Source organism: Actinocorallia populi (genome assembly GCF_002995495.1).
Classification (GTDB): domain Bacteria; phylum Actinomycetota; class Actinomycetes; order Streptosporangiales; family Streptosporangiaceae; genus Actinocorallia; species Actinocorallia populi.
This window is the reverse complement of record NZ_PVZV01000005.1, coordinates 316,114-338,257: the sequence shown is the minus strand read 5'-3', so window position 1 is coordinate 338,257 and position 22,144 is coordinate 316,114. Positions and strand designations below refer to the sequence as shown.

18 protein-coding genes and 1 pseudogene are annotated in these 22,144 nt (G+C 71.7%); 6 read left to right on the top strand and 13 right to left on the bottom strand.

Annotated features, from left to right (window positions below):
• From qcrB to C2865_RS41495, 4 genes are all read right to left on the bottom strand, one after another.
• Positions 1–1,617, bottom strand: coding sequence for a cytochrome bc1 complex cytochrome b subunit (gene qcrB, locus C2865_RS21675; RefSeq protein ID WP_106400369.1), 1,617 nt, complete (start codon positions 1,615–1,617; stop codon positions 1–3).
• A gap of 102 nt (positions 1,618–1,719) precedes the next feature.
• Positions 1,720–3,162 carry a pyridoxal phosphate-dependent decarboxylase family protein gene (locus C2865_RS21670; RefSeq protein ID WP_106400368.1) on the bottom strand — a complete coding sequence of 481 codons (1,443 nt, stop codon included), beginning with the start codon at positions 3,160–3,162 and terminating at the stop codon, positions 1,720–1,722.
• A complete protein-coding gene (locus C2865_RS21665; RefSeq protein WP_106400367.1) occupies positions 3,152–4,489 on the bottom strand; it encodes an MFS transporter in 1,338 nt (445 codons plus the stop codon). The genes C2865_RS21670 and C2865_RS21665 overlap by 11 nt, the downstream gene beginning before the upstream one ends.
• Complete coding sequence (locus C2865_RS41495) at positions 4,486–5,082, bottom strand: TetR/AcrR family transcriptional regulator (protein ID WP_269802736.1); 597 nt, start codon at positions 5,080–5,082, stop codon at positions 4,486–4,488. Before C2865_RS41495 ends, C2865_RS21665 begins: the two co-directional genes overlap by 4 nt.
• A gap of 142 nt (positions 5,083–5,224) precedes the next feature.
• On the opposite strand from C2865_RS41495, the gene C2865_RS21655 reads away from it, so the two are divergent.
• The 4 genes and pseudogenes from C2865_RS21655 to C2865_RS41980 all read left to right on the top strand — a co-directional run.
• Complete coding sequence (locus tag C2865_RS21655; RefSeq protein ID WP_106400365.1) at positions 5,225–5,950, top strand: hypothetical protein; 726 nt, start codon at positions 5,225–5,227, stop codon at positions 5,948–5,950.
• A complete protein-coding gene (locus C2865_RS21650) occupies positions 5,947–6,459 on the top strand; it encodes a hypothetical protein (protein WP_106400364.1) in 513 nt (170 codons plus the stop codon). Before C2865_RS21655 ends, C2865_RS21650 begins: the two co-directional genes overlap by 4 nt.
• 125 nt (positions 6,460–6,584) lie before the next feature.
• Entirely contained in the window at positions 6,585–7,388 is an 804-nt protein-coding gene (locus C2865_RS21645) for an SAM-dependent methyltransferase (protein WP_106400363.1), read from the top strand.
• Between the two features lie 65 nt (positions 7,389–7,453).
• Positions 7,454–8,592: pseudogene (locus C2865_RS41980) on the top strand (IS701 family transposase); the annotation flags it as partial.
• Positions 8,593–10,004: 1,412 nt separating this feature from the next.
• Here C2865_RS41980 and C2865_RS21615 read toward each other — a convergent pair.
• From C2865_RS21615 to C2865_RS21590, 7 genes are all read right to left on the bottom strand, one after another.
• Entirely contained in the window at positions 10,005–10,250 is a 246-nt protein-coding gene (locus C2865_RS21615) for a hypothetical protein (protein WP_157963852.1), read from the bottom strand.
• Positions 10,251–10,835: 585 nt separating this feature from the next.
• Entirely contained in the window at positions 10,836–12,032 is a 1,197-nt protein-coding gene (locus C2865_RS21610; RefSeq protein WP_106400356.1) for an MAB_1171c family putative transporter, read from the bottom strand.
• Positions 12,008–13,558, bottom strand: a complete 1,551-nt coding sequence (locus tag C2865_RS21605) for a class I adenylate-forming enzyme family protein (protein WP_106400355.1) — start codon at positions 13,556–13,558, stop codon at positions 12,008–12,010. Before C2865_RS21605 ends, C2865_RS21610 begins: the two co-directional genes overlap by 25 nt.
• A complete protein-coding gene (locus C2865_RS21600) occupies positions 13,551–14,036 on the bottom strand; it encodes a hotdog family protein (protein WP_106400354.1) in 486 nt (161 codons plus the stop codon). Before C2865_RS21600 ends, C2865_RS21605 begins: the two co-directional genes overlap by 8 nt.
• Positions 14,017–15,471, bottom strand: a complete 1,455-nt coding sequence (locus tag C2865_RS21595) for an APC family permease (RefSeq protein WP_106400353.1) — start codon at positions 15,469–15,471, stop codon at positions 14,017–14,019. Before C2865_RS21595 ends, C2865_RS21600 begins: the two co-directional genes overlap by 20 nt.
• Before the next feature lie 111 nt (positions 15,472–15,582).
• A complete protein-coding gene (locus tag C2865_RS39515) occupies positions 15,583–15,726 on the bottom strand; it encodes a hypothetical protein (protein WP_157963850.1) in 144 nt (47 codons plus the stop codon).
• 114 nt (positions 15,727–15,840) lie between these two features.
• Complete coding sequence (locus C2865_RS21590; RefSeq protein WP_198653490.1) at positions 15,841–17,364, bottom strand: MDR family MFS transporter; 1,524 nt, start codon at positions 17,362–17,364, stop codon at positions 15,841–15,843.
• Between the two features lie 145 nt (positions 17,365–17,509).
• Here C2865_RS21590 and C2865_RS21585 point away from each other — a divergent pair, with 145 nt between their 5' ends.
• The gene (locus C2865_RS21585) at positions 17,510–18,097 is read left to right on the top strand and encodes a TetR/AcrR family transcriptional regulator (protein WP_106400351.1); all 588 of its coding nucleotides are present in this window, start codon (positions 17,510–17,512) and stop codon (positions 18,095–18,097) included.
• A gap of 7 nt (positions 18,098–18,104) precedes the next feature.
• On the opposite strand, the gene C2865_RS21580 is transcribed toward C2865_RS21585, so the two are convergent.
• On the bottom strand, positions 18,105–19,202 hold the full coding sequence (locus tag C2865_RS21580) for a CU044_5270 family protein (protein WP_106400350.1): 1,098 nt from the start codon (positions 19,200–19,202) through the stop codon (positions 18,105–18,107).
• Positions 19,195–21,387 (bottom strand): MFS transporter, encoded by a 2,193-nt coding sequence (locus tag C2865_RS21575; protein WP_232835777.1) that lies wholly within the window; start codon positions 21,385–21,387, stop codon positions 19,195–19,197. Before C2865_RS21575 ends, C2865_RS21580 begins: the two co-directional genes overlap by 8 nt.
• Positions 21,388–21,531: 144 nt before the next feature.
• On the opposite strand from C2865_RS21575, the gene C2865_RS21570 reads away from it, so the two are divergent.
• Positions 21,532–22,140, top strand: a complete 609-nt coding sequence (locus C2865_RS21570; protein WP_106400348.1) for an acyl-CoA-like ligand-binding transcription factor — start codon at positions 21,532–21,534, stop codon at positions 22,138–22,140.
• The last annotated feature ends 4 nt before the right edge of the window (positions 22,141–22,144 follow it).

The following is a 22,144-nucleotide window of genomic DNA, read 5'->3' as shown; positions in this document are numbered from 1 at the left end:
TCATTCGGGGATCCCGCCGCCCGAGCCGCGGCCCTGCCCTCCTCCGATCACCTCGTTCTGGTAGTCGACGTAGAACCGGTTCGCCCTGGACCTGACCCGCGCCTTGAACCGGTCCGGGGTCGGCAGCGGGAACAGGCCGGGGGCGCTCGCCTCCAGCTCCTTCGGGTGCCGCGGCTCCAGGGCGGCCATCTGCTCCTCGTCCGCCTTCGCGTGCAGCGCGACGTACTCCCCTTCGGGAGTACCCGTCAGGACGCACGTCTCGTAGCCCTCCTCGAACGTCCGCAGGTCGCGCCGCTGCAGGCTCAGGCACAACCTCCGCGTCACCGTGAACGCCAGGAGGGGGAGGAGGAAGAAACCCGCCCGGAAGAACCACACGAGCCATTCGACCGGTATGTGGAAGTAGGTGGAGAGCACGTCGTCGCCGCCCGCCGCCCACAGGTTGCCGTACCACGCGATCACCGCCGCCCCGATGGCGGTGCGCGTCGCGGCGTTCCGGGGGCGGTCCAGCAGGTTGTGCACCCGCCAGTCGCCGACCGCCCACCGTTCGAAGAACGGGTACAGCGCGAGGAGGGTGAAGAACGCGCCCGGCAGGAGCACGGCCGGGACGAGGACGTTCCACGCGATCGTGTGCCCCGCCGCCGTCGTGCTCCACGGAGGCATGATCCGCAGGGCGCCCTCCAGGAAGCCGACGTACCAGTCGGGCTGCGCGTACGACGAGACCTGGCTCGGCTCGTACGGCCCGTAGAGCCAGACCGGGTTGATCTGGGCGAAGGCCCCCAGCCCTGCGAGGACGGCGACCGTGAAGAGCAGCAGCGCCACCGTCTTGGCGAGGAACACCGGATAGGTCGGGTCTCCGGAGACCTTCCTCTCGCTGCCGCCCGGACCGGGCCACTGCGTGTGCTTCTGGTGCCACACGATCGACAGGTGGAAGGTGACCAGCGCCAGCAGCAGCCCGGGGAGCAGCAGGATGTGGACGGTGAAGAGCCGGGGGATGAAGTCCTCGCCGGGGAACTCACCGCCGAACACGAAGAAGCTCAGGTAGGTGCCCGCCACCGGGATCGACAACACGATCCCCTGCATGATGCGCAGCCCCGTGCCCGACAGCAGGTCGTCCGGCAGCGAGTACCCGGCGAAACCCTCCGCGATCGCCAGCACGAACATGGTGACGCCGATCAGCCAGTTCACCTCGCGCGGCCTGCGGAACGCGCCCGTGAAGAAGACCCGCAGGAGGTGGACGCAGATCGACGCGAGGAAGACCAGGGCCGCCCAGTGGTGGATCTGCCGGAGCAGCAGCCCGCCCCGCACGTCGAGCGACAGGCGCACGGTCGAGGCGAAGGCCTCGCTCATCCTCACTCCGCGCAGCGGCGCGTAGGAGCCGTCGTAGACGACCTCTCCCATGCTCGGCTTGAAGAACAGCATCAGGAACATCCCCGTCGCCACCAGGACGAGGAACGAGTACAGGGCCAGTTCCCCCAGCAGGAACGTCCAGTGGTCGGGGAACGCCTTCCCGATGTTGCGCTTCAGGAAGCCGGCCGCGCCCAGGCGGTCGTCGACCGCCCGTCCCGCCGCCGCGAGCCCTCCGGCCCGCTTCTCCCCGTCCTCGACAGCCCGGCCCATCCCTGCGCCCTCCCCCGGCAGACCCTCTTCAGGCCCTTCCCCGGAGACGGGTTTTCAGCCCCCCACCAGCGCATACGGACTTCCACGTCCGTTCGTGGGCCGTCAGTCGAAGGTCCGGTAGAGGGAGGACAGGAAGCGGATGAGAAGCCCCTCGCGGGTCTGCGGGGGGAGGGCGTCCAGGACGGAGTTGACGACGGCCATGCCGCCGGGGCCGCCCGCCGGGTCGGCGCCGACGGAGGCCAGCAGGGCGGCGAAGCCCGCGTCGTCGACGGTGTCGAGGTCCAGTTCCTTGAGCGCCTCGACCAGCCCGTCGGGCAGTGCGGGCGGGCCGCACTCGCGGGCCTCGGCGGCGGCCTCGGCGAGCACTTCGAGCAGGGCGTCCACGCCGTCGAGGCTCACGCCGGTGAGGGTCAGGTGGACGTTGGCGGGGATGCCGGGGAAGGAGAGCTGCGGCTGGATGAGCCAGCCGTGGTCGCGTGCCCTGTCCGACAGGACGAAGACGTCGAGGGCCGGGTCGTCGGAGGCGATGGCGACGAGGGAGGCCGCGGGAGCGCCCAGGACGCGCAGGCCGGGGATGCCCGCCACACCCGAGATGATCTTGCGGGCGGCGGCGACGGAGTCGGCGGCCAGCCTGCGGTAGCCGGACTCGCCGAGCGCCTGCATCGTCGCCCAGGCGCCGCCGAGCGGGCCGGCGCCCTTGCTGCTCTGGACCGTGGAGTTGATGACGGTGTAGCCGGGCCAGGCCGCGGACGCGAAGTAGGCGTGGCGGCGCAGCGACTCGTCGGCGTACAGGACGGTGGAGGCGCCCTTGGGGGCGTAGCCGTACTTGTGCAGGTCGCAGGAGATCGACGTGACGCCCGGTACGGAGAGGTCGAACGGGGGGATCTCCTCCCCCGCGTCGCGCAGCCACGGCAGCAGCCATCCGCCCACGCAGGCGTCGACGTGGCAGGGGATGCCGCTGGCGGCGGCGAGGGCGGCCACCTCGGGAACGGGGTCGATCACGCCGTGGGGGTAGGACGGCGCGGACACCGCGACCAGGACGGTGTTCGCGGCGTCCTCGTCGATGGCTGCCTCCATAGCGGCCGGGTCGGCCCGGAACGTCGTGGTGTCCACCGGGACGGTGACCAGGTCGAGGCCCAGGTAGTGCGCGGCCTTGTGGAAGGCGGGGTGCGCCGTCACCGGGACGACCAGGCGCGGGCGGGCGACGGGACGGGCGTCCCGCGCGGACTTCACCGCCAGCATGATCGACTCGGTGCCGCCGCTGGTGAAGACGCCCGGTGTCGCGGGGCCGCCGCCCAGCTTCGACGCGACCGCGCCGACGACCTGCTTCTCCAGCTCGACGATGCTGGGGAAGGCCGTGGGGTCGAGGCAGTTGACCTCCAGCATCTGCATGTAGGCGCGGGCGGCGGCGTCGCGGACCTCGGCGCGGCCGGTGTCGTAGACGTAGGCCGTCACCTTGCCGCCGTGGACGGGCAGGTCCGCCTCCTTCAGCGCGGCCAGTTCGGCCAGCAGGTCTTCGGCGGGGCGTCCGTTCTCAGGCAGCATCGGGGGTTCCTTCGGTTCGGTGGGCCAGCGCGCGGGCCCGGTAGGCGAGCACCAGCGGGACGCTGGCCAGCATCAGGAGGGCGGGGACGAGGGCGAACCCGGCGGTGAGCCCGGTCAGGGCGCCCTCGGCCTGGACGACCTCCGTTCCGGCCTCGGCGGAGCGGAAACCGGTGAACGCCAGGACGGCCGAGTACACGCCGGAGCCCAGCGCCATCGCGCCCGTCTCGGCGGCCGTCCAGGTTCCGGTGAACGCCCCGGCCTGGGCGTGTCCGGTCCGTCCCGCGTCGGCGTGGACGGTCTCGGGGAGCAGGGACAGCGGCAGCAGTTGCAGCGCCGCGTAGCAGACGCCGAGCAGCCCGGTCAGCGCGAACGCGGTGACCGCGGCCCCGGCGGTGAGCGCGGGGTGGAGCGCGAGCGACCCGGCGGCGAAGAGCAGGGCGGCCAGCAGGTAGCACGGCACCGCGCCGTACCGCCGGGACAGCCGGCTCCACACCGGGACCGCCAGGGCGCTGGGCGCGACGAGGCAGACGAACAGCACCGAGGTGAGCCCGTCGTCGCCCAGCCGGTACTCCGCGACGTAGGCGGCGCCGGCGAGCATCACCGCGATGGCCAGCGACTGCATGACGAACGCGCCGAGCAGTGCGAAGAACGGCCGGTTGCCGCGCGCCACGCGCAGCGCGGCGACGAATCCCAGCGGCTTCGGGCCGGGCCGGGAGACGATCCAGCGGGTGGACAGGGCCGCGGCCAGCATCGCCGCGCCCATGAGCAGGCCGATCACCGCGCCCATCACCGCGTAGCCGCCGCGCCCGTCTCCGGCCAGCCCGACCAGTTCGGGGGCCAGGCCTCCGGCCACCAGGATGCCGACGGTCAGCGCGACGATCCGCCAGGCCATGGCCCGCGAGCGCTCCTCGGGCAGGTCGGAGATCTCGGCGGGCAGCGCCACGTAGGGCACCTGGAAGGCGGCGAAGGCGCTGGCCGCCAGCAGGAAGGCGGCCATCACCCAGACCGCGGCGACGGTGCCGTGCGCGGGCGCGGCGAACATCAGCGCGAACAGCACGGGCAGGGTGATCGCGCCCAGGAGCAGCAGCCGGGTGCGGCGCCCGGTGCGCACGGCCTCCTGGTCGCTGAGGGTGCCGATGTAGGGGTTGAGCAGGACGTCCCACGCCTTGGGCAGGACGAGCGCGACGCCCGCGACCGCGGCGGGCACGCCCATCACGTCGGTGAGGTAGTAGAGGAGCAGCAGGCCCGGCGTGGTGGAGAAGACGCCGGTGCCGACCGAGCCGAGCGCGTATCCCAGGAGCCGTCCGCGGCCGATTCTCCCCTTCACAACTCCAGCAGCCCGTCCACGAGGCGGTGCAGGGTGAGGCGGAACCGCCGGAGCGCCGCCCCGTCGCCGCCGCGCCGGCGCCGGCCCCGCTCGTCCAGGACGCCGCCGCGGATGAAGCCGTGCACGCACCAGACCACCGACCAGACCGCGTACTCGGCGTCCACCTCGGGTCCCGCGACCTGTCCGGCCAGCTCCACGATCCGGCCGATCAGCGGGCGCACCCGTTCGGCCTCCAGGGAGGCGATGTCCTCCGCCTCCGACAACCAGCGCCGCAGCCACAGAGCGGCGATCTCCGGGTGGGCCACGCAGAAGTCGAGGTAGCGGTCGGCCAGCCGGTGCACGCCCTCGGCGTCGGCGGTGAAGGCCTCCATGGCCTCGCCCAGCGCCAGGCGCTCGCGTTCGGCGGCGCGCTCCATGACCGCCAGGTACAGGTCGCGCTTGCCGCCCACGTGGTAGTTGACGGTGGCGATGTTGAGCCCCGCGGCCTCGGCGATGAGCCGGGTCGGGGTTCCGGCGAAGCCCTGTTCGGCGAAGAGCAGGGTCGCCGCGTCCAGGATCCGTTCCACCGGGGATTCCGCGCTCGCACTGGTCACCCCTGGAAAGTAGGACAAATACCTGTATTTGGTCAATCGCTTGATGGAGAGAGGAGTCATATGTCCGGAACCTGCCGCCCGCCCCGTTCGGTGATCGCCGGTCCGGCCTCTCCACTACAGTGAGGCCCCTGGAGGGCAGGGCATGACTGAGAATTTCGCGACGATCCTCGACCGCCTGTGCGCGCGGCCCGACGGACGCGAGCCGTTCACCAACACCGAGCTGACCCGGCTCGTCGCCGGGAGCGGGGGCGAGATCACCGACGGGTACATCTCCCACCTGCGCAAGGGGCACCGCGACAACCCCACCCTCCAGACGGTCGAGGACCTGGCGGCGGCCCTGGGCGTCTGCCCCGCGGTGTTCGTCGGCGGCAGGCGCGAGCGCCTCGGGCCCGAGCTCCCCCGCCGCTCCTTCAGCCGCAAGCTGCGCCACCTGTTCGCCGCGATCCACCCGCCGCACCGCGGCCCCTACACCCCGGAGGAGGCCGCCGCCGCCATCACCTCCGGGGGCCGGCACGGGTCGATCTCCTCCAGCTACATCCGGGAGCTGCTCAACCCGGACCCCGGCACGCTGCCCAACCCGCGGCTGCGGCACATCCTGGCGCTGGCCGGCTTCTTCGGCCTCGGCGACGAGCACGGGCCGCAGGCCGCCTACTTCCTCGACGACCGGCTGGCCGAGACGGTCGACGCCGAGCTCGCCCGGTTCATCGAGCTCCGCGACGCCGGGGTGGTGGAGTTCGCCGCCCGGATGGCGCGGCAGGCCCCGGACTGGACGCCGGAGCTGCGCAGGCGGGCCGTGCACGCGATCACCGAGGCGGTGGAGACGGGTGAGGCCACATGGGTGTTCGGGAACGGAGGCATGAGCCGATGACCGACCAGAAGGCGCTGTGCGCGTGGGCCGCCGAACGGCTCACGCCCTCGGCCACCTACCAGGACACGTGCCGCCGCATCGGAGCGCTGCTCGGCGAGCTGGTGCAGGCGCAGGTGTCGGTGAAGTTCGCCTCGCTGGGCGGCGCGCCCTTCAGCGGCGCGACCGTGCGGCTGGCCGACGGCTCCTACGTCGTCTACTGCGCCAGCTCGCGGTCCTGGTACCACCGCATGGGCATCCTGCTGCACGAGCTCTCGCACGTCCTGCTCGGCCACGAGCCCGCCTCCCTGGAGGGCGTGCGGCGGCAGTTCCTGCCCCACCTGCCGGGCCGGATGGCGCGCATCGTCGCGGCCCGCAGCAACCACACGGGGGTGCAGGAGCAGGAGGCCGAGGAGCTCGCCGACCTTCTGCTGGCCCGGCTGACCGAGCACCGCGAACCGCTCCCCGGCGTGCTCCCGCATGCCTCCCCCCGGCTGCGGCGCATCGCGGAGGAACTGGCGCACCTGCACTGAGCCCGCCCGGGGCGCCGGACGGGTCCTTGCCGACCAAGGTCACCGAAGATTAGGCTGCAGTTCTACTGCCGTCCAGGGAGGTTCATGATGGCCCTTCTCCAGTATGAGAACGGGGAGGTGCGCCCATGACGGGGAGCGCTCTGGCCAGCCATTCCTTCGGCGCCCCCGCGACGCTCGACCTCAGCGTCCCCAACGTCGCGCGCATGAGCGACCACCTGCTGGACGGCAAGGACAACTTCGCGTGCGACCGCCTGGCGGTCACCGAACTGCTGCGCGCCGCCCCCGAACTGCGGGCGCTGGCCGCATCCGGACGCGGCTTCCTCATGCGCGCGGTGGCGTCGCTCGCCGCCGAGCACGGCATCGACCAGTTCCTGGACCTCGGCGCCGGGCTCCCCGCCTCGCCCTGCACCCACGAGGTGGCGGCCGGGCACGCCGCGGGCCCGTGCCGGGTCGTCTACGTCGACGACGACCCGGTCGTCACCGTGCACAACCGGGCGCTGCTCTCCGGCCGTCCCGGGGTGTGGGCCGTGCAGGGCGACCTGCGCTCCCCCGAGGTCCTCGTCGCCCGGCTGAGCTCGATGGAGGCCGTCGACTTCGCCCGCCCCGTGGGGGTCCTGCTCGGCGACGTGCTCCCCTACCTGCCCGACCCCGCCCAGACGGTGCGCGCGTTCCGCAACGTCATGGCGGCGGGCGGCGCGGTGGTGCTGAGCCACCTGTCCCGCGACCGCGCCGACCAGGGCATGGTCGCCGCGGTCGAGAAGATCTACGCCCGCACCGGCACCGGGATCGCCATCCGCACCGACGCCCAGATCGCCGAGCTGTTCGACGGCCTCGCCCACGCGCCCGAGACGCTGGACACGCGCCCGGACCCGACCGTGCCCGGACTGACCTGCTACGCCGGCGTCGGCTGGCGGGTGCGCGGAGACTAGTAGTGCTTTGTTAGGTCGGCCTGTTGTGCCTGGTCTGGACTGCTTTGGCGTGTTCGGGTGTAGGCATGATTCCCGAGGAACTCGCTCATGTGCGCCGACGGTTGGAGGCGTTCGCGGCGGAGGTGTTCGCGCCGTTGGCACGTCGTGATCAGCGGGCCAAGGGCATGACGTATCTGCGGGGCCTGCTGCTGGACGGGCGCCGCAAGTCGATGCAGCCGATGGCCGGGCGGCTGGGGGTGGACCACCAGGGGCTGCAGCAGTTCGTGACCTCCTCGACCTGGGACTTCTCCGCGGTCCGGCAACGCTTGGCGGTGCGCGCGGTGGAGGTGGTGGACCCGGTGGCGTGGGCGATCGATGACACCCGGTTCGTCAAGGACGGCCACTTCTCGCCGGGGGTGGCCCGCCAGTACTCCGGGACGCTGGGCAAGGTCGGCAACTGCCAGATCGGCGTCAGCGTGCACGCCCTCCCGACACCTCCTCCTGCCCGCTGAACTGGCGGTTGTTCCTCCCGCCCGCCTGGGACCACGCTGAAGACGACGAGCAGATCGCTCTCAAGCGGCGGCGCTGCGGCATCCCCGAAACCGAGCGGTATCGGCCCAAGTGGCGGATGGCCGTCGAGATGCTCGACGAGCTCACCGGCTGGGGACTGCGCCCCCGGTGGTCGTCGCCGATGCCGGCTACGGCGACAACGCGCACCTGCGGGCCGCTTTGGCAGAACGCGGCCTGGGCTATGTGGTGCAGGTCAAAGGCCAGGTCACCGCCCATCCCGCCGACGCACGCCCGCAGCTGATCGCTCATGAACGCAGCGGACCGGGCCGGTGGTCCCTGCCCCGCTACCGCACCAAACCGGTCAGCCTGCGCGAACACGTCCTGACCGCAGGCCGCACCACCGCGGCGACCCTGGCCTGGCGGCACGGCTCCAAAGGCATCCTGACCCCCCCAGTTCGTCATCATGGCGGTCCGCATCGCCGGACGGCGACCCCGCCTGGGCGCAGACCGGACCCTGCCACTCGCCCACCTGATCGCCCAATGGCCCCACGACGAGCCGGAACCGGTCAAGTACTGGCTGGCCAACCTGCCCGCCGACACCCCACCGGCCAACCTGGTCCGCCTGGCCAAGATCCGGTGGCGGATCGAACACGACTACCGCGAGTTGAAGACCGCCCTGGGACTGGACCATTTCGAGGGCCGTTCCTGGACCGGCTGCTGCCCGACCTGCCACCGAAGACCGCCCTAGACCTAACAAAGCACTACTAGGGCCTGTCTCAAAGTCTGGTGTGGGGCGGATGCGGTTTTCGCCCAACCGGGTTCCGTTGTGGCTTTGCCGGGTGGCGGAGAAAGCTTTGGTGACTCTCTGCGTTCTGTCGGTTGCACATGGCAGGATGCGGGGTCATGAAGACGACCACCACCCCGGACGCGGCCCCCTCGGGTGCGTCCGCCGGTCGTGGTGGTGTGCGCCGGACACGTGGGGCGAACAAGGCGGCGGCGTGGCGGTATGACGGTCCGGTGGTGGTGATCTGCCTGCCGCTGGTGGTCGATGAGCAGGCTGCGGCCCGGCTGGAGTCGTTGTTCGGGGCGATGTTCTGCATCAAGCGGGCGTTGCAGCGGGACGCGCGGGCGCGGGTGGCGGCGTTCTGGAGGGGCGTGCACCGGCGCGAGCGGGATCCGGTGGAGTGGCGCAAGCAGCTGGGCCTGTCGCGTCCGGGGCTGGAGCGGGCCGCTTATGCGCATCTGGACGCTTCGGGCTGGTTGCGGCACCACGTCTCGAAGGCGCTGGTGATGCATCAGGCCGACGAGGTGTGGACGGGGGTGGAGCGCCACCTGCTCCCCGATGCCTCGGGACGCAGGGCGTGCCGTCCCCGGCCGGGTTCGTGGTGGGAGTACACGCGGATTCCTGGGCGGGCGCGATCCCACACCGCGCCGCGCAAGTGGGAGACGTTCCGGCTGCACGGCAGCCTGCAGGGCCATCTGAACACTTACCGCCACCCGGCCCTACCCGCTCACGTGACCAGCCCGGCGCAAGCCGCAGCCCTGGAGCCGGGAACGCCGGTACTCGCCCAGCCCCGCCGCCTGCCGCTCCCTGATCCCGCCGGTGCGGATGGGGCGAGGCGCGGAGCATGGTGGGACCACGACGGCCCCCTGACGGTGGTGTTCAACGGCGGCCCCGACAGCAGACGCGGCGAACTGGTACTGCCGGTGCGCCTGCCTGCGGGCGCGGGCCGATGGCGGTGGCTGCGCCACTTCCTGGATCGACCCGAGCTGTGGCACAAGATCGACCTGGTGCGGCGGCCTCACCCTTCGGCTCCCGGTGGGTGGGTCTATGAGGCGCATCTGATGGTCCTGGACGGCGACTACACCTCCCCGGCCACCGCAGAGCGCAGACGACGCGCCGCCGCTCTGGAGCGGGTCGGCGGGGTGGACGTGAACGTCTCCAACCTGTCGATCCTCTCCCTGCCCGCCACCCTGGACCCGGCCGACGGGCCGGTGCTGGCCGACCAGATCCGCCTCACCGAGGTCGAGCAGGCCGCCGTGGAGCGGGAGCGGCGCACCGACCGCCGACGCAAAAGCGCCCTGGAGCGCTCCCGCCGCGCCGCCAACAAAGCCCGCTACGAACTGTCACGCCGCCAGCTCGAACGCCAGCGGCGCAGACAGGCCACCGGGCTGCCAGACCGGCACGTCGACCTGCCCAAAGGCCCGCGCCAGGCCGACGCCGCGGGCCGTCCCCTCAGCTCCCACCGCACAGACCGGCTGACCGGCGGCTACCGTGCCCTGCGCACCCGCATTCGGGCAGAGCAGGCCGGGCGTATCGAAGCCAAACGGGCACGCGCTCGGGTGGTGGCGGCCCGGCTCGTCGAGGTCCACGGTGCGCGTCTGACGGTGGAGGCCTGTCACCTGCCCGCCTGGTTCCGGCGATGGGGGCGGGCATGCGCGGCCTTCGCGTCCGGCATGCTCACCGCCGCGTTGGCTGCCGAATGTGCAGCCGTGGGTGGGGGGTTGGGGCGGGCGTCGACGTTCACCACGGCGCTGTCCCAGCACTGCCTGTGCGGACAACGCGTGTCCAAGACCCTCGCCCAGCGCGTCCACGACTGCCCCGCCTGCGGACTGGAAGCCGATCGGGACCTGGTCTCGGCAGCGCTGGGCGCGTTCGTCATCTGGACCGATCCGGCCGATGCGCTTACGGCGTCGGTCGACTATGTGACTTCCCGGCACGCGTTGGGCGTGTTCGGGTCAGGGCTGCAAGGAGCCCTGACCGGGTCAACCGTCACCCGCCCCCACCCCGCCCAGCGGGGCGAGGTGCTGGACGGCAGCCGCGCCCGCAAAGGTGGGGCCTCTGCCCGGCCGCATCCGGAACGCCAGCGGAGCCGACCCCGGACCGGGACCCGAAAAGGACCACACCGGACAGACACCACCGGGCACCGGACTGTTTCTCCTCCTTTGAAACAGGCCTTAGGCGCGGACCGTGACGACCACGGCCGCCACCACCGGGCACCGGGAGAACGCCTCGGCGACCCGGACCCACCAGGCGAGCTCGGTGCCCAGCGCGCCGTCCCGCACCTCCTCCCCCGACCGGTCCGCCGCGACGCCGCGCTCCCCGCGCGACCACGTCTCCAGCGCGTTCCTCAGCTGCGCCGCCTCGACCACCGCCGCCAGCCTCTCCCCCGCGTAGCCCGCCCCGCGCCCGCGCCGCTCGGCCAGCCGCGCCACCTCCGGGTCGAACAGCGGCGCCAGGCTCCAGCGCCAGTCGCTCAGCTCCAGCACCATGCGCCGGGTCCGGTGGTAGGGGTCGAACCTCCGTCCCGGGGAGGTGTAGACGAGTTCCGGCGCGACCTTCGCCAGTTCCCGGTGCAGCGGCCGCAGCCGCCGGTACAGCCGCCACCGGGCGACCCAGGCCGCGGCGGGCTCCAGCTTCGGGCCGAAGGTCGGCAGGGTCAGCGCCGCTGTCAGCAGCAGCACGCCGCCCAGCGCGGCCACCGGGCCGGTGGCCTTGTAGAGGGCGTCCAGGTCGGCGAGGCCCGTGCGGCGCGCGAGGATCGCGAGGATGCCGACCAGCGGGAACAGCGCGACGTCCACCCCGTACGCGCCGTACACCCACAGGCCGCGCCGCAACCACGGGAAGGCCGCGTAGTCCGGCTCCCGGGTCCAGCGGAAGCACCAGTAGGCCAGCACTGCGTGGCCCGTCAGCACCCACGACAACCACAGCAGGGAGAACACCGCCACCGTCGGCTGGCCGGCGTAGTAGGTGTTGAAGTCCTCGGTGCGCTCCACCGGGGTGGACGAGGCGAAGAACAATGCCGAGAGCGCCAGGACGCACAGCGGGCAGGCCAGGACGATCCATCGCACCAGCGACCACGCCTCCCGGAACGGGTGGCGCCACAGCAGGGCCAGGGTCAGGTAGACCCCGCCCGACACCGTCTGGCAGGCGGCGACCAGCAAGGTGGCCAGGTTGGGGATGCCCGTGCTGCGGTCGACCCACAACACGTTCGAGGGCGCCGCCAGCCACAGCGTGACCGCGGTGGAGAGGATCGCCGCGCACAGCGCCCACAACCGAGGGCTCTCCCAGCGGGTGCGCAGGTACCGGAGCTTGTAGAGGAACCAGGCCGTCATCGCGACGGCGCAGGTTATGTAGAGGGCGCTGCGGAGCATTTCAGTGCCGCTTCGCGTAGCGCCGCCTTGTCCGCCTTCCCGGCGGGCAGGAGCGGCAGGCCCGGCAGGAGCTCGATGCGTTTGGGCACCTTGTAGGACGCCAGGTGCTCCCGGCAGTGGGCGTCCAGCTCCTCCGCGGTGGCCGTACCCACGACGAAAGCGACGCCCACCTCGGTGTAGACCTCGTCCGGCACGCTCACGACGGCGGCGGCCGACACCGAGGGGTGCCGTTCCAGCACCAGCTCGATCTCCCGGGGGTAGACGTTGTACCCGCCGGACTTGTACATCTCCTTCAGCCGTCCGATGAGGGTGAGCGCACCGTCGGGACGGGCCACGGCCAGGTCGCCGGTGCGCAGGAAGCCGTCCTCGGTGAACGCCGCGGCGGTCTCCTCCGGCAGGCCGAGGTAGCCGGTCATCAGGCAGGCGTTGCGCACCTGGATCTCGCCGGGGGTCCCGGGCGGCACCGGCTCGCCGTCCTCCCCGGCCAGGCGCAGCTCCAGCCTCGTGTCGGGACGGCCCACCGTGGTCGTCAGGCTCTCGTCGTCGGCGGTCTCGTCGTTGTAGGCGACGGCCACGCAGCTCTCGGTGAGCCCGTAGACGGAGGTGAGCCGGGCGCCGGTGGCGCGCAGCGCGGACAGCGTCTCGCGCGGCATCGGCGCGCCGCCCCAGCCGATGTGCTTCAGCGACGACAGGTCGGCGTCGGCGTACTGCGGCGTCATCAGGACGTACTGGAACATCAGCGGGATCTGGCCCCACAGCGTGATCTTCGATTCCTCGATGACGCCGGGGATGGCGGCGGGGTCGAAGTCGTCCATGAAGCGGATCGCGCCGCCCATCGCCAGCGGCACCGACACCACGTCCATGACGCCGCCGACGTGGCTGACCGGCAGGTTGGCCAGGGTGACCGAGCCGGGGTGGTAGAGCCGCGCCGCCTGCAGGCGGCAGCCCTCGGCGAAGGCCCGGTGGCTGATGGCCACGCCCTTGGGGCGTCCGGTGGTGCCGGACGTGTAGACGACGAGCGCGTCCTCGCGGGGGTCTCCCGGGGACGGGACGGTGCCGCCGGCGCCCGTCAGGAAGTCACCGGCCGGAAGCGGGTGGGACTCCCGGATGCTCGGTACCTCCCGGTGCAGGGCCGCCAGGTCCGAGGTGTAGTCGCGGCCCCGGTGCTCCTTCTGGCCGAACAGCAGGACCGGCCCGCTGTCGGACGCGATGTGCAGCAGCTCGTCCCTGGTGTGCGCGGGGTTGAGGCCGACGTACGCGGCGCCGATCCGGGACAGCGCCAGGAACAGGGTGAGGAACTCCGCCCGCGGCGTGCTCAGGACCGCGACCTTGTCCCCGCGGGTCACACCGGCGGCGTGCAGGGCGGAGGCGCAGGTGTCCACGTCCGCCTCGGCCTGCCGGTAGGTGCGAAGACGGCCTTCGGACTCGTCGAAGAGCGCGTCCGGCTGCCGCTCGCTCCAGTACGTGAGGTAGTCGGCGATCCGCTCGAGACGGGGGACGATGCCGTCTCCCGGCAGCTCACTCACCGGCGGCCTCCCCCGAGTCCGCGGTCTCCGGGTCCACGAAAAGGGTGAGCCACTCCGCGACCATGGCCGGGGTGCCGGCGCCCTCGACCTCCATGACGTTGCGGGTGAGCACCCGGTACTGCCCGGGATCGCGTTCCTTGACGTCCAGGAGCTCGGCGCGTACCCGCACCTTCTCCCCCGCCATGACCGGGCGGAGGAACCGCACCTTCTCCAGCCCGTAGTTCAGCGCGTACGCGGTGTCCGCGTCGACGTCCAGGTGGCGCTTGTGCACGGCCACCAGCAGGGACAGCAGCAGGAAGCCCGACAGCAGGTTCTCGCCGTAGGGGTCTCCGTTGGACGGGGCGCGGCCGAGGAAGTCCTCGCGCAGGAACGTCGCGGAGGCGAACGCCTGCTCGTCCTCCAGGCGCAGCGGTATCCAGTCGGAGCAGAAGAGCTCCGTGCCGACGCGGGCGGGCAGTTCAGCCAACGGGTAGCTCATCGGTTCCCCTCGTCATCGCACCGATCCGAACATAACGTGCCTCATCCGACTTGCGCAGCCGCAACGCGTAGAGCGCCGCCGCCACCGCGCACGCCAGGACGGCGTAGGGCAGGGCGTTGATCAACGCGGAGTCGGTGTGCGCGAGCGTCTCGAAGTTCAGCAGGATGAGGGCCGCCGCGAGCAGCAGCCCCAGGCAGCCGATCAGCGGGACGACCAGGGTGCCCAGCAGCCCGCCGGAGCCCTTCTTGCGGAAGTAGACCACGCAGGCGATGGACGTGAGCGCCTGCAGCAGCACGATCCCCAGGGTCGACAGGCCGCTCATCACCGTCACGAGCGTCTTGTACGGGTCGAGCCCGGCGACCGCGAAGAGCACCACCACCACGGCGGTGAAAACGCTCTGCGCCAGACTCGACATGTACGGCGAGCCGTGCTCGGCGTGGACCGCGCTGAGCTTCGCCGGAGCGAGGCCGTCGCGGGCCAGCGCGAACACGTACCGTCCGGCGGCCTGGTGCCCGGCCACCAGGGAGGCGAAGAGGCTGGTGATGATGAGCAGCCCGAACAAGGCGCTGGCGGCCTCACCGAGTTGCTGCTCGGTGAGGAAGAAGAACAGGTCGCCCTCCTGGGTGCGGGCCGTCTCCTTCGTCTGGTCCGCGCCCATCGCCCCGACCATCAGCCAGCTGGTGACGGCGTAGAAGAGGCCGATCACCAGGACCGCCGCGTAGGTGGCGCGCGGCACCGTCCGCACCGGGTCCTTGGTCTCCTCGGAGTACAGCGCGGCCGCCTCGTAACCCACGAACGACCCGAACGCGAACATGAACGCCACGCCGGGCGCCCCCGACAGGACGGTGTCCGGCGCGAAGGAGGTGAACTGGAAGGCGTCCATGCCCCTGTTCACCAGCACCGCGACGTCGAAGACGACCAGCACCCCGATCTCGCACACCATCAGCACACCGAGGACCTTCGCCGACAGGTCGATGTTGCGGTACCCGAGCGCCCCCATGATGACGAGCGCACCCAGCGTCCACGCCCACCAGGGGCCGGGCGCACCGCCCATGTCGGTCAGGAAGTAGCCGATGCCGCCGGCCAGCGCCGCGACCAGCCCGTTGTACCCGGTCAGCGCGAGCACCGCCCCGGCCGCCGCGACCGGACGGCCGAGCCCGCGCGCGATGTACCCGTAGAAGCCGCCGCCGTCGGTGATCGAGCGGGCCATCGCGGCGTAGCCCACGGAGAAGCACAGCAGGGTCAGCATCGCCACGACGTAGGCGCCCGGCACCCCCGCGCCGTTGCCCGACCCCATCGACAGCGGGACCGTTCCCGCCATCGCCACCAGCGGCGCCGCCGCGGCGACCACCATGAACACGATCTTCGGCGCGCTCAGCGTCCTGCCCAGCCGCTCCGGCGCGCCCACCCCCTCGGCCGTCCCGGTCATTCCCATCCCATCCGAAGATCAACGAATCATGCGATTCCATACCTGTCACGGAGGAACCGCAAGAAGATCCACTTCTGAGAAGCGGCCATAACCGGCCGCGGGACGGGGTGGGGGCGGTCAGGCGGGTTCGGGCGGCACGGGCCCGTCCTCCTCGGCGAGCCGAGCGAAGATCGTGAAGCGTCCGACGAGCTGGGGGTCCTCCTCGCGCAGGCGCTCGGCCATGTCCGCCAGGATTTTTCGTTGCCGGTTCGGGGTCATCATGTCTCACCTGCCCATATCCCGGTGGAACGAGATATACCCACAGTGCGACGTTTCAGAGCTCTTGTCCCGGAATCTGGATCACGATCTGGTTCCGGGACCGTTCGGGCCCCGGCCTCAGCGGGCGGCGAACTCCTTCTCCTCTTCCTTCCGCTCGGGCGCGGGCGCCGGCGGCAGGTCGATGGTGTCGCGCAGGTCCCTCGGCTTGAGGAACAGCACCGCGATCAGGCCCACGACGGCGATGCCGGTGGAGACCAGGAAGATGTGGCCGGTGCCGTCGCCGTAGGCCGCGCGCACGATCTCCCGCAGCGGCTCGGGGATCGCCTCCAGGTCCAGGGTGCCGCCCTGGTCGCCGGTCACCGGTACACCGATCTCGGTGAAGCCCTTCTTGATGGACTCCGCGACCTTCGAGGCGAGGATCGCGCCGAGCACCGAGACGCCGATGGTGCCGCCCAGCGAGCGGAAGAACGCCAGCGCGCCGCTGGCCGCGCCCATGTCCCGCATCGAGACGCCGTTCTGGACGACCAGGACGAGGTTCTGCATCGACATGCCGACGCCGACCCCGACCAGCACCATGGCCCCGCCGATGAACACCAGGGAGGTCTCGTGGTCGATGGTCGACATGAGCGCGAAGCCCAGGGTGAGGGAGATCAGCGCGATGACGACGTGCGGCTTGACCTTGCCGGTCCGGGAGATGATCTGGCCGGAGATCGTCGAGGAGACCATCATGCCGAGCATCATCGGGATGGTGAGCAGGCCCGCCACCGTCGGCGAGTAGCCGCGGCCGATCTGGAAGTACTGGCCCAGGAACACCGCGCCGCCGAACATCGCCATGCCGACCGCGGCACTGCCGATGATGGCCAGCGCCGGAGTGCGCTGCTTGACGATGTGCACGGGCACGACGGGCTGCGCGGCACGGGTCTCCACCCACACCGACAGGACGAGCAGCACCGCGCTCGCGCCGACCATGGCGGCGGTCTGCCAGGACAGCCAGGCGAAACTGCCGCCCACGAAGGTGATCCAGACCAGCAGCACGCTCACCCCGGCGGCGATGAGGGTCGCGCCCAGGTAGTCGATCTTGACGTCGTCGCGGCGGACGTGCTCCAGGTGCAGGGTCCTGTGCAGCATGAAGAAGGCCAGCACCGCGAACGGGACGGGCAGGAAGAAGCACCAGCGCCAGTCCATCACCTCGGTGATGAGGCCGCCCAGCAGCGGTCCGGCGACCGTGGACAGGCCCATGACCGCGCCCAGGTAGCCGTTGTACTTCCCGCGGTCCTTCGGCGAGATCATCGCGGCGATGACCACCTGGATCAGCACCTGGGCGGCGCCCAGACCCAGGCCCTGCACCGCGCGCCAGGCGATGAGCTGCTCGGTGTTCTGGGAGAACCCGGCGCCCAGCGAGGCGAGCAGGAAGATGACGATGCCCACCTGCAGCAGCAGCTTCTTGTCGAACAGGTCGGCCAGCCTGCCCCACAGCGGGGTGGAGACCGTGGAGGTCAGCAGCATCGCGGTGACGACCCAGGTGTACTGCGACTGGGTGCCCTTGAGCGCGCCGATGATCTGCGGCAGCGCCACCGAGACGATCGTGCTGCTCATCATCGTCACGGCCATGACGATCAGGAGCCCGCTCAGGGCTTTCATGATCTCTTTGTGACTCATCCCCGGGGATGCGGTGTCCGCCACTGAATGTTCCTCCCGATATGCACGTAGACAGGACAAGCCTAACTGCACTCAGGGAAACTTTGCACGGTGGGCATTAATTTGCTCACCGCTTAGGATGCTCCGTATGACCACCACGCCGGGGCTGCGCGAGCGCAAGAAAGCCGAGACTCGCCAGGCCGTGTACCGGGCCGCCCTGCATCTGATCGCCGAGCACGGGTTCGACAACGTCACCGTCGAGGCCATCGCGGATGTGGCGAACATCTCCCGGCGGACGTTCTTCAACTACTTCGCCGACAAGGCCGACGCCGTCATGTACGGCGAGGAGGACCGCCACCGCCGGCTGCTGGAGAAGTTCCGGGCCCGGCCCGCCGACGAGGGGGGCTGGCAGGCCCTGCGCCGGGCGGCCGAGGAGCTGATCGAGGAGTACGGCGAGCCCGACCGCGAGTGGGTGCTGCGCGTCCGGCTGGCCCGCCGCCACCCCGTCCTGCTCGCCCGCCAGCTGGCCGGGACCGGCGCGCTCGAGCGCGAGCTGGTCCAGGACATCGCCGAGCGCGACGGCGACGGCGGCCTGCGCGCCCGCGTCCTGGCCGGGTCCTTCCTGGCCGCCCTCCGGATCGCCTCCGCCGTCTGGCTGGAGGAGGACCAGAGCCGCGGCCTCACCGAAACCACCATGGCGGCGCTCGACGAGCTGGACCCGGCCTTCGGCGGCTGACCGCCGCTCAGGACCTCGGGACGGCCGGCCGCGCGTCGGTCCACTCGTGGTCGTACACCACGGAGTCGTAGACGGTGCCCTCGGGGATCTTCGCATAGGCCCGGGAGGGGTTCAGCATCATCTCCCTGGCCTCCAGCAGCCGTCCCGTCCCCTCGTCGACGATCAGGGTGTGGCGGACGAGGCCGCGTTCGTTCCCGGGTTCGTCGAACGCGATCGCCGTCCCCGGGCGGCCCCGCCCGTCCTGGGCTGGGCCCAGCAGCGCGACGCCGCCCAGCCCCGCCATCATCCGGTAGGCGGCCGCCCGCACCTCCGGGCGGACCGGGAGGGACCCGTCCAGGAGATCGCGGGCCGCGCCGAACAGCCACAGGTCGGTCCCCGCCTCGCCGCCCCGGTAACGCCCCAGCAGCGACGCCCGCAGCTCCCCGGCATCGGCGGGCAGCGCGTTCAACCGGCCCAGTGTCACCTTCGCCGAGCCCAGGGTGCCGACCTTCGCCCGGCTCGCCGACTTGCCGACCTCGACCCTGCTCCTCTTCCACGCACCTGCCTGCCGCAGCTCGACCTTCGGCCTGCCGGTCCAGGACAGCCCGGCCACCCGGGCGGGCGAGCCCGCGGCCTTCCACGCCTGCTCGTCCTCGGCGCTCAGCGGCCGGGTGCCCAGCCGCCTCGTCCACACCAGGCTCCCGTCCCGCGCGGGACGGGCCGCCTGCCAGTGGTCCGTCACCCGGTCCTCGACGACCAGGAAGGACGAGCGCTCGGTGCCGGCGCTCACCAGCTCGGTCTCGCGCGAGCTGGTGTGCAGGTACCTGCCGTTCTCCGGCGGCTGCCGGTCCGCGGCGTCCGCCGCGGCCAGCAGGACCCCGTCCGCCGTCCGCCGCGCCTTCGCGACCGGGCCGCCGCCGTCGTCGTCGCGGACCGCCGGGACGAGCACGAGGGCCGCGGCCGCGCACACCGCCACCACGCCGGCCCCCCAGACCGCGATCCGGCCCGGCCGGAGCCGCCGGCCCGCACGGGCCTTCCCGGCGTGCTCCAGGAGCCGTGCCCTGGCCTCGGCCTGGGCGCGCGGCCGCCCGTTCTCCTCTTTCCGCGCCGGCCACGGCTCAGCCATGGTCGATCCCCTCCTGCTCGAGTGCTTCCCTGAACCTGTCACGGGCGTTCTTCAGCCGTGACTCCACCGCGGCGACGGGCAGATCGAGCGCCGCCGCCACCTCCGCGTAGCCGACGTCCGCGCAGGCCACGAGCAGCAGGACGTCCCGCGCCCCCGGGGACAGCTCCGCCAGCCTGGCGGTCAGCCTCGCCTCGTGCTCCTCCTCCAGGCCGACCGGCCGGGGGGACCCGTCGCGGCCGTCGCGCCGCTTGCCGTCCTCGAGCCACTGCCGCCGCACCTTCTTGGCGGCGATGGCGAACAGCCAGACCCCGGCGGGCCCCTCCGGGTCGTACCGGTGCCGCCGGTCGAACGCGGTGAGGAACGTGTCGGCGGCGACCGAGGCCGCGGCGTCCTCGGCCAGCCAGGACGAGGCGAACTCGTGGACCCGGGCGTAGTACCGGTCCAGGAGCACCGCGAACACCTCGGGCTCGCGCAACGACCTCGCGACCGCCTCCGCGTCGCTCAGGCCGTCCGCGGCGGCGGCGGTCCCGGCCGTGTCCGCCCCCGCGGTCACGATCGGTTCCGCCGCCGCGGCAGGCGTCTCCACCGCCGGCGCCGGGGCGGGGGTCTGCATCACCGGGACGGGCGTCACCGCCGCCGGGACGTGCCTCGCCGCCGGGACGGGGGCCTGCGCCGCCGGGGCGGGGGTCGCCGCCGCCGGGGCGGGGGTCTCGTGCAGGTCGAGGCTGTCGCGCAGGTCCCTCGGCTTGAGGAACAGCACCGCGATCAGGCCGACGACGGCGATGCCGGTGGAGACCAGGAAGATGTGGCCGGTGCCGTCGCCGTAGGCCGCGCGGACGATCTCCCGCAGCGGCTCGGGGATCGCGGCGATGTCCAGGCTGCCGCCCTGGTCGCCGGTCACCGGGACGCCCGCCTCGGCGAAGCCCTTCTTGATGGACTCCGCGACCTTCGTGGCGAGGATCGCGCCGAGCACCGAGACGCCGATGGTGCCGCCCAGCGAGCGGAAGAACGCCATCGCTCCGCTGGCCGCACCCATGTCCCGCATGGACACGTCGTTCTGGACGATCAGGACGAGGTTCTGCATCGACATGCCGACGCCGGTGCCGATCGCCACCATCGCCGCGCCCACGAAGATCAGCGAGGTCTCGTGGTCGATGGTCGACATGGCGAGGAAACCGGCGGTGAGCACCGCGAGGCCGATGATGATGTGCGGCTTGACCTTGCCGGTGTTGGAGATGATCCGCCCCGAGATCGTCGAGGAGACCAGCACGCCGAGCATCATCGGGATGGTGAGCAGGCCCGCCTCGGTGGGCGAGTAGCCGCGGCCGATCTGGAAGTACTGGCCCAGGAACACCGCGCCGCCGAACATCGCCATGCCGACCGCGGCACTGCCGATGATCGCGAGCGCGGGGGTGCGCTGCCGCACGATGTGCACGGGCACGACGGGCTGCGCGGCACGGGTCTCCACCCACACCGACAGGACGAGCAGCACCGCGCTCGCGCCGACCATGGCGGCGGTCTGCCAGGACAGCCAGGCGAAACTGCCGCCCACGAAGGTGATCCAGACCAGCAGCACGCTCACCCCGGCCGCGATGAGCGTCGCGCCCAGGTAGTCGATCTTGACGTCGTCGCGGCGGACCACCGGGAGGTGCAGGGTCTTCTGCAGCAGGAAGAAGGCGATCGCGATGAAGGGCAGCGGGAGGAAGAAGCACCAGCGCCAGCCCAGCGCGGAGTCGGTGATGAAGCCGCCGATCAGCGGCCCGCCGACGGTGGCCACGGCCATGACGCCGCCGAGGTAGCCGTTGTACTTCCCGCGGTCCTTCGGCGAGATCATCGCGGCGATGACCACCTGGATCAGCACCTGGACCGCGCCCATGCCCAGGCCCTGCACCGCCCGGAAGAAGATCAGCTGGCCGGTGTTCTGGGCGAACCCGGCGCCCAGCGAGGCGAGCAGGAAGATGACGATGCCCACCTGCAGCAGCAGCTTCTTGCTGAAGAGGTCGGCCAGCCTGCCCCACAGCGGGGTGGAGACCGTGGAGGTCAGCAGCATCGCGGTGACGACCCAGGTGTACTGCGACTGGGTGCCCTTGAGCGCGCCGATGATCTGCGGCAGCGCCACCGAGACGATCGTGCTGCTCATCATCGCCACGCCCATGACGGTGAGCAGACCGCTCAGCACCTTCATGATCTGCCGGTGGCTCATCGGCTCGGACTCGGTATCCGTCACCCGTTTCCTCCCGTTCTGTCCGATTAACGAATTGAGGTTACCTGCACTCCGCGAAACTTTGCACATTGGGCACGAATCTCGGATTCCGCATAAGCTGACCGCATGACCACCTCTTCGGGACTGCGGGAACCCGCCACGGGACTGCGGGAGCGCAAGAAGGCCGAGACACGGCTGGCCGTCCACAGGGCCGCGCTCGACCTCGTCGCCGAGTACGGCTTCGACAAGGTCACCGTCGAGGCCATCGCCGATGTGGCGAACATCTCCCGCCGCACGTTCTTCAACTACTTCAACGACAAGGCCGACGCCGTCATGTACGGCGAGGAGGCGCGCTTCCGCCAGCTCATCGCGGCGGTGCGCGACCGCCCCTGCGGGGAGACCGGCTGGCAGGCGCTGCGCCGCGCCGCCGAGGAGCTGACCGAACGCAGGGGCGAACCCGACCGCGAGGCCGTCCTGCGCGGCAAGCTGACCCGGCGCCACCCCTCCCTGCTCGCCCGCCAGATGGCGGGATTCGGCCCCCTGGAGCGCGAACTGGCCCAGGCGATCACCGAACGCGACGGGGACGGCGGGATGCGGCCGCGGGTGCTCGCCGCCGCCTACACCGGCGCGGTGCGGGTCGCCAACATCGCCTGGCTGGAGAAACAGCAGAACGGCACCCTGAGGGACATCCTCCTCACCGCGCTCGACGAGCTGGAGAAGCCCTTCACGCGGTGACGGC